At 49.3% G+C, this 17,981-nt stretch carries 11 protein-coding genes; 2 read left to right on the top strand and 9 right to left on the bottom strand.

The genetic code is table 11. The features are described from left to right. Nucleotides 1–8 precede the first annotated feature (8 nt). Complete coding sequence (locus tag ACYVC2_RS14350; RefSeq protein WP_461103139.1) at nt 9–494, top strand: hypothetical protein; 486 nt, start codon at nt 9–11, stop codon at nt 492–494. A gap of 298 nt (nt 495–792) precedes the next feature. On the opposite strand, the gene ACYVC2_RS14345 is transcribed toward ACYVC2_RS14350, so the two are convergent. From ACYVC2_RS14345 to ACYVC2_RS14305, 9 genes are all read right to left on the bottom strand, one after another. Then, entirely contained in the window at nt 793–3,168 is a 2,376-nt protein-coding gene (locus ACYVC2_RS14345) for a M43 family zinc metalloprotease (protein ID WP_461103138.1), read from the bottom strand. Between the two features lie 136 nt (nt 3,169–3,304). Further along, entirely contained in the window at nt 3,305–3,796 is a 492-nt protein-coding gene (locus ACYVC2_RS14340) for a hypothetical protein (protein WP_461103137.1), read from the bottom strand. Nucleotides 3,797–3,808: 12 nt separating this feature from the next. Beyond that, complete coding sequence (locus ACYVC2_RS14335) at nt 3,809–4,717, bottom strand: hypothetical protein (RefSeq protein ID WP_461103136.1); 909 nt, start codon at nt 4,715–4,717, stop codon at nt 3,809–3,811. A 91-nt stretch (nt 4,718–4,808) separates the two neighbouring features. After that, nucleotides 4,809–6,200 (bottom strand): RagB/SusD family nutrient uptake outer membrane protein, encoded by a 1,392-nt coding sequence (locus ACYVC2_RS14330; RefSeq protein ID WP_461103135.1) that lies wholly within the window; start codon nt 6,198–6,200, stop codon nt 4,809–4,811. 92 nt (nt 6,201–6,292) lie between these two features. Continuing rightward, nucleotides 6,293–9,325, bottom strand: a complete 3,033-nt coding sequence (locus tag ACYVC2_RS14325) for a SusC/RagA family TonB-linked outer membrane protein (RefSeq protein ID WP_461103134.1) — start codon at nt 9,323–9,325, stop codon at nt 6,293–6,295. A gap of 360 nt (nt 9,326–9,685) precedes the next feature. Further along, complete coding sequence (locus ACYVC2_RS14320) at nt 9,686–11,380, bottom strand: RagB/SusD family nutrient uptake outer membrane protein (protein WP_461103133.1); 1,695 nt, start codon at nt 11,378–11,380, stop codon at nt 9,686–9,688. A 19-nt stretch (nt 11,381–11,399) separates the two neighbouring features. Beyond that, nucleotides 11,400–14,687 carry a SusC/RagA family TonB-linked outer membrane protein gene (locus ACYVC2_RS14315; RefSeq protein ID WP_461103132.1) on the bottom strand — a complete coding sequence of 1,096 codons (3,288 nt, stop codon included), beginning with the start codon at nt 14,685–14,687 and terminating at the stop codon, nt 11,400–11,402. Between the two features lie 456 nt (nt 14,688–15,143). Continuing rightward, nucleotides 15,144–15,923, bottom strand: coding sequence for a patatin-like phospholipase family protein (locus ACYVC2_RS14310; protein WP_461103131.1), 780 nt, complete (start codon nt 15,921–15,923; stop codon nt 15,144–15,146). Nucleotides 15,924–16,047: 124 nt separating this feature from the next. Continuing rightward, a complete protein-coding gene (locus ACYVC2_RS14305; protein ID WP_461103130.1) occupies nt 16,048–16,914 on the bottom strand; it encodes an MBL fold metallo-hydrolase in 867 nt (288 codons plus the stop codon). Nucleotides 16,915–17,053: 139 nt separating this feature from the next. Here ACYVC2_RS14305 and ACYVC2_RS14300 point away from each other — a divergent pair, with 139 nt between their 5' ends. Continuing rightward, nucleotides 17,054–17,923 (top strand): AraC family transcriptional regulator, encoded by an 870-nt coding sequence (locus ACYVC2_RS14300; RefSeq protein WP_461103129.1) that lies wholly within the window; start codon nt 17,054–17,056, stop codon nt 17,921–17,923. The last annotated feature ends 58 nt before the right edge of the window (nt 17,924–17,981 follow it).

The raw sequence follows: 17,981 nt of genomic DNA, 5'->3' as shown, positions 1-17,981 counted from the left end.
AAAGAAACATGCAAAAGGCCTCAATATTATCTATCAACTACATTGATAATGAAGATTTTCCTGCTCATAAAGATCTTCATGTTTGCGTTCCCTCCTTATCTATAAACAGGCCAGCCGATACATATAACTTTATTGATGACGATGGGATTTTACCGGGTAACGGAACTGATTATAAGGTAAGAATGGTATTAAAGTATTTATTAGAACAATGGATTGTCTCAATACAAAATCTTGATGAGAACGAAACCAATTATTTACCTTTTGACTTCGCGGATGAATACTTAGGCGCTTTGAAGATAAAACGTGTCGGAAATAACTTACAAGTTAGGTATGCAGCAAGTCAGAGGTTGTCTGGTATGGTACCATCGAGGTATAACAAATTTGAAATTTTGGACGAATACTTTACTGAGTATGGTAATACCATAGAAGTTAGTATTCAGGATTTGATCGAAGCGGTCAGAACTCAAATTGTAGTAAATAAATTAGACAATTAAGGCCAATTGCTTTGGGAAATATTCTTTTCCGTAATTTGACTTATACAATAGAAAATTTGAATTCTCCAGTAGTCAGACCGGCCCAAATTTATTTCTTATAAATCAGAAGTGGATGACTGCATAACAATGGCAAAAAATCTGACCAAACTAGTTCGATTACTATCGAATTGGTAAATATTGATATTAAAAATGGAAGCTCGTCAATTGTTAATTGACGAGCTTCCATTTTTGGAGAACTAACGGAATCTATGTAAAACACGCGGGTCTACTACCTATATCACCCAGGCTTATCACCAGTCTACTGCTTCACAATCCGTTTTCGGAAGACCTGTTCGCCAATCCGGACCTCGACAAAATAAACTCCGCTGGGTGAAGACTTCATATCGAGCGATTGCTGGAACACATCTGTCGTTTTCTGATATTTCTGCTGCATCACTTCCACTCCATTGACGTTGCGCACACCCAGTGTCAAAGCACCCCGCTGTGTACCACTAAACGTAACGGTCATCTGGCCATCACTGGGGTTCGGTGAAATCTGCAGGGCCTGTTCGGCCAGCGGTGTAACGGCCGTAACCGTTCCCGTCCGGACATAAACCTGAACTACGGCATCAGCTGTGCACAGATCAGTACCCGAACCAGACACCGTATATGAAGTCGTCTGCGTAGGTTGCGCAATTACTTGGGGGCCCAGAGTGGTGTTTAGCCCCTGCCCTACCCAGTTCAGCACACCTGCTCCGCGAGCGTTGAGCGTTACAGTTTCTCCTGGATTTACAAAAATAGCGGACGACGCCACCTGTACAGATGCTTTCTGCCCAACGTGACCAGCAATATTGTGTGCTACGTTGATCCCCAGACTATCGGCGTAGCGGAGCCAGTCCCCCTGTCTATTTTGCCGCCAGGCCGTTGCCTGGAGTGATTCTCCGTTTTTCGTCGTTTCTACGGCTACTGTATCGCCGGTCGCGTAAGGCAGTGTAACACCGATATGATACGATAGACCACTCAAAGGCACTGTCTTATCGAAGACGATGTTTGTGGCGCGATTATTGGCAACATCGGCCAAAATAGTACGCAACGGAACGTCTTTCTGACCCAGAATAGCACCGGGTCCGCTCTGGAAACCCCGTCCGTTCCAGACGGTAAATGTTACAACCGCTTCAGTAGCGGTTCCTTTGGCGGCTTTAGCGATCCCAAACTTAATAGATGCCCCCGCTAAATTCAGGTAACCCAGCTTATTGGCAAAAAACTCCGAAACGGCTTGGGTGCGTTTACTATTCTGACCAGCCAGATACCCTGTTCCGCCAGGCTCACGGATTATGGTTGGAGTTCCATTGAAGTTAGTGACATCGCTGCAAAGGCCCTGATTCAGCACTTCAATGTAGGCCGTCTTGGTGACCGGATCGGATGCGCCAACCGCATTTGACGTAACCAGTGTTACTTTGAATTTACCGGGTTGAGTGTAGGTAACCGTTGGGTTCTGCTCGTTTGAGGTCGCAGGCGTACCACCTTCAAACGTCCACTGCCAGCTGGTTGGAAAGTTCTGAGAGAGGTCATTGAATTTAACCTGTCCTCCTAACAACACCTGTTGGGTTTCGGACCGGAAATCGGACTGTGGCCGCGCAACAACCAGAGTTCCACAGACGTTTGAGCTTAACAGACTATTCCGGCGCGGACTAATGTCCATAACAGCCCGAATCCGCGCTTTCTGGTCAAGCGTGAAAATATTCATACAAGCATCGTCGGAATAGTCCATATAATTCTGGACCATGTTCGTACTGCCGCAACTCACCCGGCCCGTTGGGCATCCTCGGCTTTCAGATGCCTGCGGGGGCGTATCGGCACAGAAATCATCGCCACAGTTGGCATCTCCCCAAATGTGGCGCAATCCGAGCCAGTGACCGGTTTCGTGCGACAGCGTCCGGCCCAGGTTATACGGGGCAACCAAGCCGGCAAAGTTTCCTTTCTCAGCATTGCCGAAAGCATAAAAGTTACAAACCACCCCATCGGTACTGGCGGCATACGATGTGCCAATACCGGGTAAGTTGGACTGGCTGGGAAACTGAGCATAGGCAACGATACTTCCGCCACCGGACGTTGCTTCGCGCAGATCGAGTACCCAAATGTTGTAGTATTTGTTGGGGTCCCAGATTGTACCGGGCTTCAGCACTCCTTCTATATCGCTCTGGCTCCAGCTGGCTCGGTTTCCATTGATACGCTCAACACCGGGTTCGGCCATAGCTCGCCCCTGTGGGTCGAGAGCCGCCAGACAGAATTCAATCTCTATGTCAGCCCCGACGGGGTTTGTATTATAACCACGAGTGCCTACCCGGCGACGGTAATCTTCGTTCAGCGTGGCAATCTGCGATTGTACCTGTGCCAGGCTCATGTTATGCGCATTCCCCACGGCTTCGCCATTATGAACAATATGCACAATAATTGGAATCGTGATCACCGTAGCGGCCAGCCGCCCAGCCTGCATTTTCTTTTTAAGATCAAGAACTTTCAGTTGCAGTTCCCGTTCAAAGTCGTTGAGCGAACCAAGCTCCGGATGACTGGCCCGGCGCTGGCTATCCAACTCCATGGTGCCACACCGTTTAAATTCGGGCGTTGTTGTCTGGGCGTATACCGTTGACATCAAAAGTATCCCCAGAAACAAGCTTAGTAGTGATCGAACCATATATCTAACTAGTTGAGGGCGGTTAGTTTATCATCTTAGCCCGAGCAGAGCCAGAGAGCCTTAGGAATAGATTTACAGCCTATCGATCAGCTACCCGTTGATAAACACTTACATTCCGCGAACCATGTTTGTTAACTTACTTAGTCGTTGAATTAAGCGTAAACTGGTAGCTGGCGTCAATATCCGGAAAATAGTACTGGATCGTCAATGAGTTTGCTGTCAGGTTCTTAATCGTCCATGGGTATTTGCCGTTGAGAACGGGCAGATAAAAGTCAAGCGTTGCGTTTGCATTCACCAGGGCCCAGGTATCGGTCAGGTAGATATCGGGGTCCGATGACTTACACTTCGTGCTGCCTTCGCTAGCCTCCAGTTTATGTTCGGCATTGGCGTAGAACGTTACCAGATCATCTGTAATGCATGGGTCTATCCCACTCTGGGTAATGGGTATTACACCAGAGCCAGTGCCTGCGTCAATAATTTGAAATGTTACTGTCCGCCAGCTTTTTTTATCGGTACCGGTCAGCAGTTGCGAATACGTAGCAGGCTTAGGATCGATCTTTTCGGAGCAGCCACCTAGCAGCCACGCGGTCAATGCCGGCACAAGTAATAATCGTATAGCGTATCGCATAGGATAGCAGCTTTATTGTGGAATGTAGGTCTGGGTAAAAAGAAGCGTCGTATCGCGGTAGACCACGGTCGTATCCTTGAGGGTTCCGATCTGAACCGTAGCCTGAAGATTCAGGGTAAGCTGGCGATTCCGAGGATTCCAGGCCCCATTTCCCTGCAACGAACCAGTACTACCAAGATTATCATTGGTCTGCTTCGGTATGGTCAGTGAATTGTCGCCGTTATCAGTAAACGTCAGGGTAGGCTTCTGAGCCACAAACGAGAACAGCGAACTGTTGCCTATAACCGGAAATTCTGTCAGACCAATGTTCCAGTTGTTCAGGGTATACGTTTTGCAGTCGGTGCTGGTGACTTCAACATCAGGCACCGTGTAGGTACGTCCCCGTACCAGTGCGCTTCCTGTATAAAGACCACCAAACAGGCAATCGTCCTGAATCGTAAATTTCAGTTGCTTCCCAACGATATTATCTTTTCCGAAACCGACCTGCAGGGAACTGGGCTGCACACTGGTTAGGGTGAAAATAATCGTCTGCGACTCCAGAATGTTGTTAGCATTGTTGATGAGTTTCAGGTTAATGGCCCCCGAACTCTGGTTGGCCGGGATCGTAACCGTTCCTTTCGTATCGCCAACCGAATAATCTTTGCCTTCACGTGCTGTCCCACTTACTGTATAGTTAATCGTAATCGGCTGATTGAGGATAGGCCCGACATTATGAACCTTGATTGGAATGGTTTTACTATAACTTTCCTTGTAGTTCAGCGTCGAGTCCGTAAATCGAACGAAGTACGGTCCTTCGAATGTCCGGTCGACATCCGATTGCTCACAGCTGCTCATTCCCCAGCCTGTTGCCACAACAGCTAGTAAGGCCAGCAGCCAGTGGCCGATTTTGCTCGAACGGGTCGGTTTATTATTAAGTCTCATAAATAACCATTAAGGTCTTATAGGCTTGCTGTTTTTCTACTGGTTTGAGATATGACGTCAATGGTTGACATTAACCCCAACTATCACTCTGTTAATAACCCGGATTTTGGGTTAGAGCCGGATTCTGCTGGATTTCCCGCTGTGGAATCGGCCAGCGCTCGTAATGGCTGTCCCAGTTGGGCGTAAAATTCGACATGACCGTCTGCGCCCGACCTGTCCGAACGAGATCGTACCACCGCTGCCCCTCAAAAGCTAACTCGTAGACACGTTCCTGTTCGACTGCCAGCAAAATGTCAGCCTGCGCTGTTGCCGTTATAGCCGGAGCCTTAGCACGGGTCCGTAGCACGTTCAGATCGGCGACGGCCCCACTTGCGCCCGTTAACTTACCCTGCTGAGCTCTAGCTTCGGCTCGGATCAAATACATTTCGGCCAGCCGAATCAGTACCACGTTGTTATTGTCTTCGGAAGCTGTGCCATATTTGCGCACGGTCCAGCCGTTATCATTGCCCCGTTGCTGCTGGGCATTGAACGTAATGGTTGCGCTACGGGTACCAGCCGCATTCGAAATCAGGGCGTTCACCAGTTGGTTCGACGGAATCACTTCCCGACGGCCGACCAGCAGGTTATTTAAACCGGGAGAACCAGTAACCAGGTCATTACTCGTACCTGGGTCATCTGTCAGGTTAAAACCCACTTCAATGATCGACTCACTTGTAAAGTCTTTGGTAATAACGTCGGAAAAATTGGTCTGTAGCGTGTAAACGTTGGAGCTAATGACCTGCGTGGCCAGTTGTTCGGCCTGCGCCCAGTTTTTCTGATACAGGTAATAGCGGGCCATAGCCGCCCGGCAATTCACTTTATTGAGATAAGTGGCATTCGTTATGGCATTGGTAGATGCCGTCGTAACGTCGGGTAAATTCGTCAGAGCGGCCTGATAATCGGCTATCACGGAAGCCAGTATGTCAGCCTGCGCTGTTCTGCCTACTTTACTGTTGGTAGGCTGATCGATGGTAGTAACCTTCGGAATGTCTCCGAAGCTATAAACGCCGATAAAATTGGCCCAGGCGCGCATAAACAACGCTTCGGCAGTAACCTGTTTTCGGGTTGCCTCAGTAACCGTGGCTATGTTAGGCAAACGCTCCAGAATAAAGTTGGCTACGTAGATGGTCCGGTAGATACCGATCCAGAGCGCATCGACAGCCCCGTTGGCGGCCGTTATTTTTTTCGTTCCCAGTTCGATTTCATCCCGGAACGTTCCGTTCGCCTGAATGTAATCAGATGTAAAGTCGCCGGCAATGATGTTCGGCGTTGCCAAACTTCGGAAGGCACTGTAGAGCCCAAGCCGAACCGGCTGAACATCGTTGGGTTCGTTCAGGACCAAATCGTCGACCAGCAACGTTGCTGGCTTCGGTTGCAGCACATCCTGACATGAAGACAGGCTGAGTAGCGTCAGGAAAAAACTATATCGTATAAAGCGAATCATTGCCGGTCTGAATTCGAAATTTATAAATTGACGTCGGAAGGCGATCTAACAGCAGCCATCAGTGCGACTGCTAACCGCGGACCTCCATCTGTTTAAAAACCAATTGTTGCGCCTACTACCACCGTTTTGATCTGAGGGAACGTAAAAAAGTCGATCCCCTGTGCCGTCGTTGACCCATCGAGTGTACTTACTTCCGGATCAGGTCCCGTATAGCGAGTCCAGGTCAGAATATTGGTGGCTGATACATAAAGCCGTGCGTTCGCAATCTTTGCCTTGCTTATTACTTTTTTGGGAAGATTATAGCCCAGCGATACGTTCTTCAGGCGCAGGTAGGAACCATCTTCCAGAAAACGACTGCTCAGGTAATTGTTATAGGTGTTTTGGTACACGTAACGGGGAACGCTGGTAATATCACCCTCTTTCCGCCAGCGCTTGAGGGCTGCCCGTACCTGGTTGTTCTGAATGTCGGTCCCAGTATTCAACAGCGTCACGTTCGAGAAATTAAGAATACTGTTTCCGTAAGACCCCTGAAGCAACACACTCAGGTCAATACCTTTCCAGGATACTTTGTTGGTTAACCCACCGTATAGCTTAGGCTGGGCGTTACCAATGACCTGAGCGTCATCGGGCGTTATTCGACCATCGCCATTTTTGTCATCGTAGATCGCATCGCCAGTAGCGGGATCGACCCCTAAAAATTTCAGTCCCCAGAACGTACCCAGGGGTTGCCCAGGCAGTACGACGTTGGTGTTCGTCACGCCATTACCCTGGTAACCCCGGAAAACAGGCTCCGAACTGGCCAGTTCTACTACTTTATTCAGGTTGCGGGATAAGTTCAGGTCGGTGCTCCAGCGAACGGCGCGGTTTATGTTCACCGTCGAAATGGTCAGTTCGATCCCCCGGTTTGAGACTTTACCAATATTTCCCTGAACGGTACTGAATCCTGTCGTTTGCGGAATGGGCTGGGCAAACAGCAGTTTATCGGTCAGGTTGTCGTAAGCATCAATGATCAGGTTGAGTCGCCCGCTCAGGAATGATGCATCTAGACCTATGTTGGCTTCGCGTGTCCGTTCCCATTGCAGAGCGGGATTGGCCAGGGTAGCGGGGCCAACACCCGTGGCACCACTATAGGTAACCGACGACCAGGTGCCCAGAAATTGAAAATCACCAATGCGCTCATTCCCCGTAAATCCGTAGCTGGCTCGCAGCTTCAGGTCGCTGAGAAAGTGAAATTGTTGCATGAACGGTTCGTTCGAAAGCCGCCAGGCAAGCGAGGCCGAAGGGAAGATACCAAACCGCCGACTCTGTCCAAACCGCGACGAACCGTCGTAACGAGCCGTTAGGGTAGCTAAATATTTCTCATCATAATTGTATCGAACCTCGCCAAAGCTAGATAACAGCCCACTATTAACTACAGATGACGTTCCCTGATCAACAATCCCGGCTGATGCAATGTAAGTAAAGTCGTCGCTGGGAAACAGACGCCCCTGCACGTTCCCCCCACGTTCGGTACGTTGCAGCACTTCAAAACCAGCCAGAGCATTGAACTGATGTTTTTCTGCTAGCTGCCAGTTGTAGGTTAATGTATTTGTGTTTATAAAGGTCGATATGGTTGTATTGCTGAAATCACCATACCCCTGGTAACCAACGCTTGGCAGAAAACCACCAATGGCAGTCGAGGAAGGTTCAAAGTTATCCTCGGTTACGTTATTATAATCGATGCTTACTTTGGAACGAAAACGCAGATTTGGAATAATTTCGTACTCAGCGTACAGCCCGCCTAGAACTTTAACCGTGTAGGTATTGAAACGGGGTAATACCGCCTGTGCTACTGGATTGAAGTTAGGAAATCCCGGATATTCGGGACTACTGGGCGTATACAAGTTCCCCTGTTCATCGTAAGGCGAATAGTAGGGTAGGCTTTTTACGGCACCTGAATATACACCATCCAGAAAATTATCTCCTTTTACCCGCTTGTTGAACGCCCGCGATAGGGTCAAATTCGTACCGAAGGAGAGTCGATCCGTTGCCTTATGGTCTAATTTTAACTGGCCTGTCAGACGGGTAAATTGGTTATTCAATTGAACGCCCTGTTCATCACGGTAGCTACCGCTGAGGTAAAACTGAGTCCGTTCGTTACCACCCTGTGTTGATAGCTGATACTGCTGATATACTCCCTGCCGAAGCACGGCATTTACCCAATTTGTATTCTGCCCATCGGTAACGCCCTTAATCAGGCCCAGTTTATCCGGGTCCATTCCGGCATTCAGGACAGCTTCCCGTTGAAGATCTAGCAGCTCGGATGCGTTCAGCAGGTCTGGCTTCCGAACTATGTCCGTCAGACCACGCTGCACATCGGCCGTGAAGGTTGTTTTCTGCGCTTTACCCCGCTTTGTGGTAATCAATACCACCCCGTTGGCCGCCCGTGAACCATAAATAGCTTTGGCAGAGGCATCTTTCAGCACCTGCATGGACTCAATGTCATTCGGATTGAACAGCGCGAACGCATTGTCGGTTTGCCCACCAAAGTCACGCCCAGTCAGATTGCCATCCTCCACGGGTACACCATCGACAATAAAGAGGGGTCGATTGCTAGCCGAAATAGACGTGTTTCCTCGAACGCGCACCGTGAGCCCCCCGCCCGGCGTTCCCGACGACTGGGTTACCTGCACACCGGCAGCTTGGCCTTGAAGCGCCTGATCGAAACTAGCGACAGGAATATCTTTAAATTTTTCGGGAGAAACCGACGCGATCGAGCCGGTAATGTCTTTACGCTGTGTAGTGTTATACCCTGTAACAACGACCTGTGCCAGCTCGTTGATCGACTCCTGCATCTGCACGTTCACGACTGTGCGATTACCAACGGTTACTTCCTGCGAAATCAATCCGATCGACGTTAGCAGCAGAACGGCGGTACTGCTGGGAATAGCAATATTGTAGTTGCCATTGGCATCCGTACTAACCCCGTTGGTAGTACCCTTTACAACGATATTGACCCCCGGAATTGGCAAACCATCCTGGGCTGAGGTCACCCGACCCGATATACGCAGCCCCTGAGCCCATAGACAGCCGGGCATGATAGCCAGCAAAGCAGACCAGAAAACAAGACTGTAAAATTTTCTCATGTATAGGTTTATTCCAATCGATTTTCTTTAGAGTTCACGCAACCTCGGTGCTGGCTTCTAAACCCCACAAAGCTTAGCAAGCTACGCATTTTTCAAACGTAAAATTCGTCGGTATCGTATAAAAGGCCAGCTACGCTATGGAGTTACTAAAAAGAGCATTTTTTTGCCAAACCCCAAACCTACATGTTAAATTCAATCAATTCTTTCGTCGATCACCTTACCGTCTATACGCCAATCGGTTATACTTTGATGCAAGCAGTTAACAGGTTTAACCATAAGTATGCCTTATCTCTCTTATGACCACACAAAAAAGACTCCGTCCACTTGAGTAGACGGAGTCTTTTTCTGCTGAACTAACAACTAAAAGTTAGGGTTTTTAGTCGCTACTCCCGACGTAGACGGATTCAAGACCGCTTCATCAGCCGGTACATCCCAGTAATCCAGGAAGTTGTAGTTAATGGTCACGTTCTTGTTGACAACGCCCGCCGAAGTTACGACCGTGTTTCCGTAACTTCCTCCCCCGTTGGAAATGTCGTACGTCCAGCCCCACCGGCGGCTGTCGTAGTACGATAAACCTCTGCCGAAGAGAGAAACCCGTCTTTCCCGGGTCAGTTCCGTAAGGGCTTTAGGCAGCGTCAGGCCGGTCCCGGCAACAGCCGCAACCCCGGCCCCTTGATAGGCCCGTACTGCATCCACAAAAGCCAGACCAGCTTCTATATTGTTCAGACGTATGTTCGCTTCAGCCAGCATCAGTGCGTTTTCTTCGTAGCTCGCGGCAATGTACAGTTCGTAGGCTCCGACCGTTTTCGTTCCGTATACATAGACACCAGCCGCACCGGCACCACCATCGATGATGTTATACCGGGTCGTATAGATGTAGTTGTTTTTATACGTATTGGCGGTGTTGAAATTATTGGTGAACCGTTTGTCGCCCGCGTTGAAATTTTGAATAAACCGTTCGCTGATTTTAAACGTCGTACCACTATTCACACCGGTCGTCAATGCCGCCACGGTTCCCCCGGTAGCGGTAAAGAACGGATTTGAGGGCGGAGTCCTTCCCGTAAACACATAATCCGTCTGCTTCACACCATTGGTCACGAGCGTCAATACATTGTTCCAGTCGGCGGCCGTCATGGCCGTTGTCGATGATTTGGTAATGGTAGCATTGGGATTACCATTAACAAAAGGAGCCAGCTTGTTAACCAGAATATTACGGGCCAGCATAGTATTGATGTTGCGTTTCCACATATCGATGCTCAGTGCTTCCGTGGCCGAACCGCCGTGGCCAACCCGGTTGAAGGCCGGAATCAACTGCGTCATTACAGTCTGATAATCGCTGGGGCTGGTAATCGCCGACAACGCAGTAACAGCCATGTTGAAGTACGTATTCGACTGATTGATGATGGCATCGTGCAGTACGTAGTTCGCGTTGGTAGTACCTGCCTTATCATTGATAAGCCCTGAATAATACATCGATCCAATGGAAGCATATGCATAGCCTTTCCACCAGTAGCACCAGGCTTTGATGGTATTTGATCTTGATGCAGCATCTCCCGACAACTTAATGCCATCGACAAGGCCTAGTGCCGTATTGCAGCCATTGTTGAGTGCATACATATTCAGCCACTGGTAATACAGCGGGTTGTTGCCAGCGCCCGTTGCTGCCCGGCTATTGTAAGACCTGATAATACTGATCTGAGGAGACGTATTCACTTCTTTCGTGCCGTCGTCCAGAATAATATAATCTGGCTGACCAATGGTCGTAACCTGGTTGTTGGACGCATCAGCACCCACCAGATCCCCCATCAGTTCACTATAGCCCCAGGGGAGCGAAAAATAGCTGTCGCCCAACCAACTGTCGCCATTTGCAAACCCATTGATGTAAACAGCTCCCTGCGCGAAGTTGATCAGGCCAGCTTCAGTATTGACATTCGCGGTTACCGTGGGGGCGTTGGGGTTACCCACATCCAGTTGCTCCTTGCAGGAAACCGCTCCCAGCAGAATAACCGTCAGGCCAAGGGTAGAAAGAAATTTATAGTTATTTATAAAGCTCATGTTCGAAGACAGTTAAAAATTAAAACCCGATGTTCAATCCAACCTGATACGACTTTGTATTTGGTAGGGTGCTGTGGTCTACGCCCCGGTCGAAGGACGAGTTAGACGATCCGGAACTAATCTCGGGATCATAGCCGGTATACTTCGTGAACGTCAGGAGATTCCTTCCGGTAAATACTAACTGGCATTTCGTCAAATACGGTAGTTTGACCACTTTAGCGACGTCGAAGGCAAGCGATACGTTGCGCAGCCGTACGAACGAAGCATCTTCTAGGAAGAAGTCTTTCGTTGCGTTGTTACCGGCGCCCCGCAAGCTGCCCCACAGGTTGTAATACGCGCTGGACCAGTACGCTGGGAACGCGCCCGTTTTTCCATCGATGGTTACCTGTTTAGCAAAATCCCCGCTGATTCCGTCGCGGTACATCCACTCTTTGGTCTGATTGTACAGGTGGCTGCCGTATACCCAGTCAACCTGGAAGTTGAAGGTCAGGAAGTCTTTGAACGTAACCCCGTTGATGAACGAAGCGTTGAACTTCGGGTTTGGATTGGCCAGCGGATAGGTCTCATCCGTAAACTGCATCTGGTACGTTGATTTGTCCACTACCCGACCATCAACGATGGTGTACTTGCTGCGGTTAGCTTCCGTGATGTACGGCGTCTTACCATCCTGGCGCAGATAATCCAGGCTCGTCAGGGCCTTGTAGCCATAAAGTTGTCCGATTGGCTGTCCGGCTGTCAGCACCAGTGCTGTACTACCCGCATTCGAGGTCAGGATGATATCGGCCCCACCGGCAATCGCATCAATTTTGGAAAGCTGGTGGCCAAAGTTGGTCGTGAAGTCCCATTTCAGATTTTTGGAGCTATAAACGGGTAACGTCAGTGAGAACTGAACCCCATTCGACGACATGTTGATGGCATTGGTCAGTTGACCCGTCGAACCAAGCGATGGGGGTACACTAACCGTATAGATTACGTTCTCACTCTTGCGTTTCCAGTAGGTGAACGATCCTGAAATCGAGTTCAGCCATGTACGGTTCGAGTTGCCGCTGATGGTGAAGTCCGTACCGACTTCGAGTTCTTTCGAAACTTCAACCTGCAGGTTTGGATTGTTGCTGGTAGCAGGAATCGAATACGATAAGCCCGAGCCCAGATTCTGCTGGTTTAGAATCGGATACCGGTCGAACGCACCGGGCTGGATACCGGCTTCGCCATAAGCGGCCCGCAGCTTGAAATACGACAATGTATTGCTCAGCGAACTATTTTTAAAGAACGCTAAAGGAGCAATGTGCCCATCGAAGTGCGGAAACGTAAACGGGGTAGACCCACCGCCGAAGGCCGAAGACCAGTCGCTCCGGAAACCGGCTGTCACGCCACCGTAATCACCAAAATCAACTTTCTGGTTCACCAGATAACCATACGTTACAAACGGACGAACGTAATCGAGTGCTACCGCCTGCGATGAAGTAGAAGAGACATTGAAAGGGGGAGCCAGGCCCAAACCTAAGCCATACGTATCGTATTCCGTGTATTTGTTCTTACGATAATCGAAGGAAATCTGCGTACTGGTCTGAATGGGCACTTTAAGATGAAAATCATCCTGGAAGTCAGTCCGGATGTAGGCCGTACCCAGGAAATTCTGGAACGTCGTATTATACTGCCAGTTATCTAACTCCCCGTTGTTGTTGGGCGCAAAGTTGTTTCCTGTGTAGGGGTTGTACGTGGTAGAGAATGTTTCGTAGTAGTTCGAGTTGACATTCTGCGACTGGTTATAATACGTCCACCGTGCGTTTTCGTTGCGGTAGTTGATACCATATTTAGCATCCAGTTCGACAAACTTGTTGACCTTGTAATTGGCGTTGAAATTCTGAATAACGTCTATCTTGTTGTCCAGACCATCCGTGTATTCCAGGTTATAGTACGGGTTGCTGGCGTTGACGCTCAGAAAGTCAGCGTATTGTATCCGGGGATAGGTACCATCAGGCAACTTGGCGGTCAGGTCGAAAAAGGGAGACGTGTTTAGAAATCCATAGACCGAGCCAATATTCCCCAACGAGTTACCCTGTCCATAGTAAAACCCACCGGCAGCGCCCAAACCTGGCTTCAGGGTATTTTTTGTATACACCAATTGGGTCGTAGACCGGATCGTGAAGTTCTTGAACAGCTCGGTCCCGAAGTTTGCCGACAGGTTGCTTCTGTCGATATAGCCATTTTTCAGGATAGGCGTCACGTTGTGGTTGTTGGCAACCGAAATATTAAAATCACTTTTTTCTGAAGCGCCCGAAATATTGATGGTATTGTTAGAGGTAGTGCCCGTCTGGAACACCTGCTTAAAGTGGTCGTAGTATTTCAGGTTGGCATTGTAAGGCTTATTGGCATCGTTCCGGATGTCCTGAATGGCGTAGCGGGTTGCACCGCCATACTGATACGATATGCCCGAAAGCGAACCGACTTCATTGATCGATAAGATATTTCCTTTGCTGTCGACGATGTTGTTGTTGGCATCTGTCAGGTACGGGTGCAGCTCCGCTTTGTGCACATTGCCAGTATTGAGAAACTCGTTTACGGAGTAGCTGGTCGAAAAGTTAACCGCAATACGGCCTTTTTTCCCTTTTTTGGTAAATACCTGAATAACCCCATTGGCACCCTGCGCACCATAAATGGAAGCGGAAGCAGCGCCCTGTACAACTTCGATTCGGTCTACATTGCTCAGATCGAGGGAGTTGATATCCGTAGCCGCTACCTGTATGCCATCGACCATTATCAGGGGTTTGGTGCCGCCCTGTACGGTGTTGATACCCCGAAGCAGAATATTGACCGGATCGCCGGGGTTACCACTGACGGAAGAAATCTGAGCGCCCGGTATTTTACCGATCAGCGCCTGGTCGATAGAGGCCGTCGGTGTCTGCGGCAGGTTTCTACCCGACACACTTTCTACCGAAATACCTAGCTTTGCTTTGCTGGTAGCGATACCACTCCCTGTTACGACAACTTCGGTAAGCTGACGGGTATCCGATACCAGGCCTACATTGACCTCTGACTGGTTACCAACGGGAATTTCCTGTGTAGCAACGCCCACAAAGCTGAACACCAGCACCTGCCCTTTCCCCGCCGGAATGGATATGTCATAGACACCCTCCGCGTCGGTCGATGTACCTTTTGTGGTTCCCTTCAGAACCACCGAGACGCCGGGCAGGGACGAACCGTCCTCTGCCGAGGTCACTTTACCGACTATTCTTCGCTCCTGCGCCCACGCTGTGGACCAGAGTGAGCACACCAGGAGCATACTCACGCATAGATTTCTCATCATAGTACATTTAGTGTTAGGTTAAGAAAACATGTTTCTTTCTAACAAATCTATACAATGAAAAAAATCATTACAAATTTTGCGTACGATCCTTAGTTAACCAGTTTTTATTCCTGAAAGGGTACCTATATTAGAATATTATTTCGTTTAGAGCAATATTATTTTTTTCTGACGAATATAATTTTTCTAATTCAGCTTACTTATCGGAATAATATTTGCTTAAGTAATTCTACCTGGCCTTCACGAAAACATGAAATAATTCTATTTTATTAAGTATTAGTGCGCATGGAATGCTCGTAGAAACGAGGCAGGACAACTTTTTTAATTTCAAATTAATTTTATACCGGCATATTGGCTCCATACGTTCAGGTTGCCCTCAACGTGTTTAGAAGAAAAGATATTCGTGATCGACCGCCCCGATAGTGCTTACCCTATCGGATGAATCGTTGAAAAAGGAATTCAGGAAATTTCGGAAGTTGGCTGCTTGAGCGCCTTTTCGATCTCCGGGGTAATAGACCGGGTATACTGATACCCTGTCCGGAAGAGTTCACGGGCTTTACTGATGTCGGTCGTGCTGTATTGGGCCAACTGTGGCGGTTCGATCAGGACGCTGCATCTGGCAAACCGTTCTCTGGTCTTACTCTGTACGGCCAGTACCAGACTTCGTTCGATAACCCCCCGCATGGACCGGATGGGTTTTCGCGGACCCAGTACATTGCAGTGCGATCCGATCAGAAAATCGACTTTGTTTTCGATGGTGTCCACGGGCAGATTATTCAGCACTCCGCCATCGACGAACTGCCGCTTATTGATCGTCATCGGCTCAAAAATACCGGGGAGGCAACACGAAGCCAGCACAGGTCGGATCAGTTCGCCCCGTTCGAAAACAGTCAATTCGCCATCATTAAGATCGACAGCGACAACATGCAGGGGCGTTTGCAAGCCCTCGAACGAATCGTGTGGAATGTATTTTCGGTATAAATCGACAACCATGTCGAGCCGTAGTAACCCCATTCGGTTCCAGGCGGGACGAAGATGTCGCACAAAGGAAGATGACTCGATAATTTTCAGACTTTCGTCAGGCGTGTAGCCCTGCGCTAATAAAGCGCCCGTTATGGCTCCTGCGCTCGTTCCGGCAATCTGGTCGAAGCTAATCCCCATTTCCTGGAGGGCTTTGATGACGCCGAGGTGCGCAATACCCCGCGCTCCTCCACCCGATAATGCTAACCCGATCCTCATAGCGTTTGTCTTATTGACTCAATAACGGTGCGTAGAATTTTTTGGTTTGTCGAGGGCTTTTACCCAAGGCCATAAACTCGTTATCAAATCCGTTTATTTCGTACGGGCTCTAGTCTGTAGTGCCTTACAGCAGTTCGGTTAATTTACCGGTTTCTTTCACCCGGATGCCTTTCTCCGTAACCATAACCGTAGCGGCTTCGGTTACAGGATCGTGCTCAAAAACCAGTATCCAGTCTTCGTCGGCGGCCTGCTGCAGCAAGCGGGCTTTTTCGTCCATCGTCAGCAATGGGCGGACGTCGTAACTCATGACATACGGCAATGGAACATGCGCTGATGAAGGAATCAGATCCGCCAGATAAGCAACCGTTCGGCCGTTGATCCGGAAAATAGGCAGCGTCATTTTCTCGGTATGTCCATCCACGTACAGCAGGTCAATATCCGGAAACGAAAACGCCGTCTGGGTCAGAAACGCCAACTGACCGCTTTCCTGCAGGGGCAAAATATTCTCACGAAGAAACGACGCCTTTTCGCGGGGATTCGGATGGACAGCCCAGTTCCAGTGATCGGGATGAACCCAATACGTAGCGTTGGAGAAAACGGGCGCCAGCTGCTCACCCAGCCGCCTGACGGCTCCGCCTACATGATCGAAATGCAGATGGGTCAGCAATACGTCAGTTACTTCGGCAGCCGCATAGCCAGCCGCCCGCAATGATCCGATCAGGCTGGTTTCGCCAGTTCGTACGTCCGTATGGGGTTGCGTCCGGCGCAAATCGTAATGGCTAAAAAACTTGACGTCCTGCTTATCGCCAATGCCCGTATCGACCAGCAGGAGCCGGTCGCCCTGTTCGTAGAGTAAACAGCGCATGGCCCAGGTACACCGGTTCTGTTCGTCGGCGGGGTTGAGTTTTTGCCAGAGCGGTTTCGGTACAACCCCGAACATAGCCCCACCGTCCAGTTTAAAATAATCCGTATCGAGGGTTTGCAGAGACATAGATGCTTTTTCGGCAAGATAGAGTTTTATACCGTTATCGGGAAGTCAATTTTGGTCGACCTGCTCCGCCGTTCTCCGTTGGCTCCTGGCTTAGTCAGGAGCCAACGGAGAACGAAAACTAATTTCGTTATTTTGCTCCATGCAATACGTTTACCACGAACCCAGAACGGAGGGAATGCTGAACCTGATTTGCCGGGAATCCGATTTTGATCAGCACTTTCTGTCATTTCGTCGGCATCGGTTCCTGACCATTGCCTGGAACACCGGCCCCAATCAACTGGTCCGGATCGACGATCTGAGCTATGAGTTCCCGACTCAGTCAGTACTGCCGCTGATGGTCAACCAGGCGTTTGCCTTTGAGCGACCCGAGACGGTAGTAGCCTGGCAGTTCGACCGGGAATTTTACTGCATCGTCGATCACGACATAGAGGTTTCGTGCGTAGGTTTTTTGTTCTATGGAGCCAGGATTCCGATGTTCGTCCAGTTGAACGAGTCGGAACGGCTGAAGTTCGACGCGCTGCTGATGGTATTCGATGATGAATTTTCTACCCACGATACCATCCAGGGCGAAATGCTCCGCATGCTTCTTAAACGGCTGATTATTAAGCTGACGCGCTTAGCCAGGGCGCAGTACCTCAACCGAGTTCTGAGCGAAACCGACCTCGACATTGTCCGGCGCTTTAACCTGCTGGTCGAAATGAATTACCGAAAGCTCCATACTGTAATGGCCTACGCCGACCTACTCTGCAAATCGCCCAAAACCTTATCGAATCTGTTTGCACTGTATAATCAGCAAAGTCCGCTTCAGGTAATTCACAACCGCATTGCCCTGGAAGCCAAACGGCTGCTGTTATACACCGATAAATCCATCAAAGAGATTACGTTTACTTTAGGGTTTAAGGAGATTCCGCATTTCAGCCGGTTCTTCAAAAACCAGATCGGTATACCGCCCTCCGAATTTAAAGTGCAAAGACAGCACCAGGCGCCGGTTATCGGGAACAATCGATAACGACAAAGGCAGTCTGTGCATAGACATTGAAAGAAAAACCGGCCAGCTTTGTCGAGAT

Source organism: Spirosoma koreense (assembly GCF_054777875.1).
The sequence above is the reverse complement of the archived record's forward strand: the minus strand, read 5'-3'. Positions and strand labels throughout refer to the sequence as shown.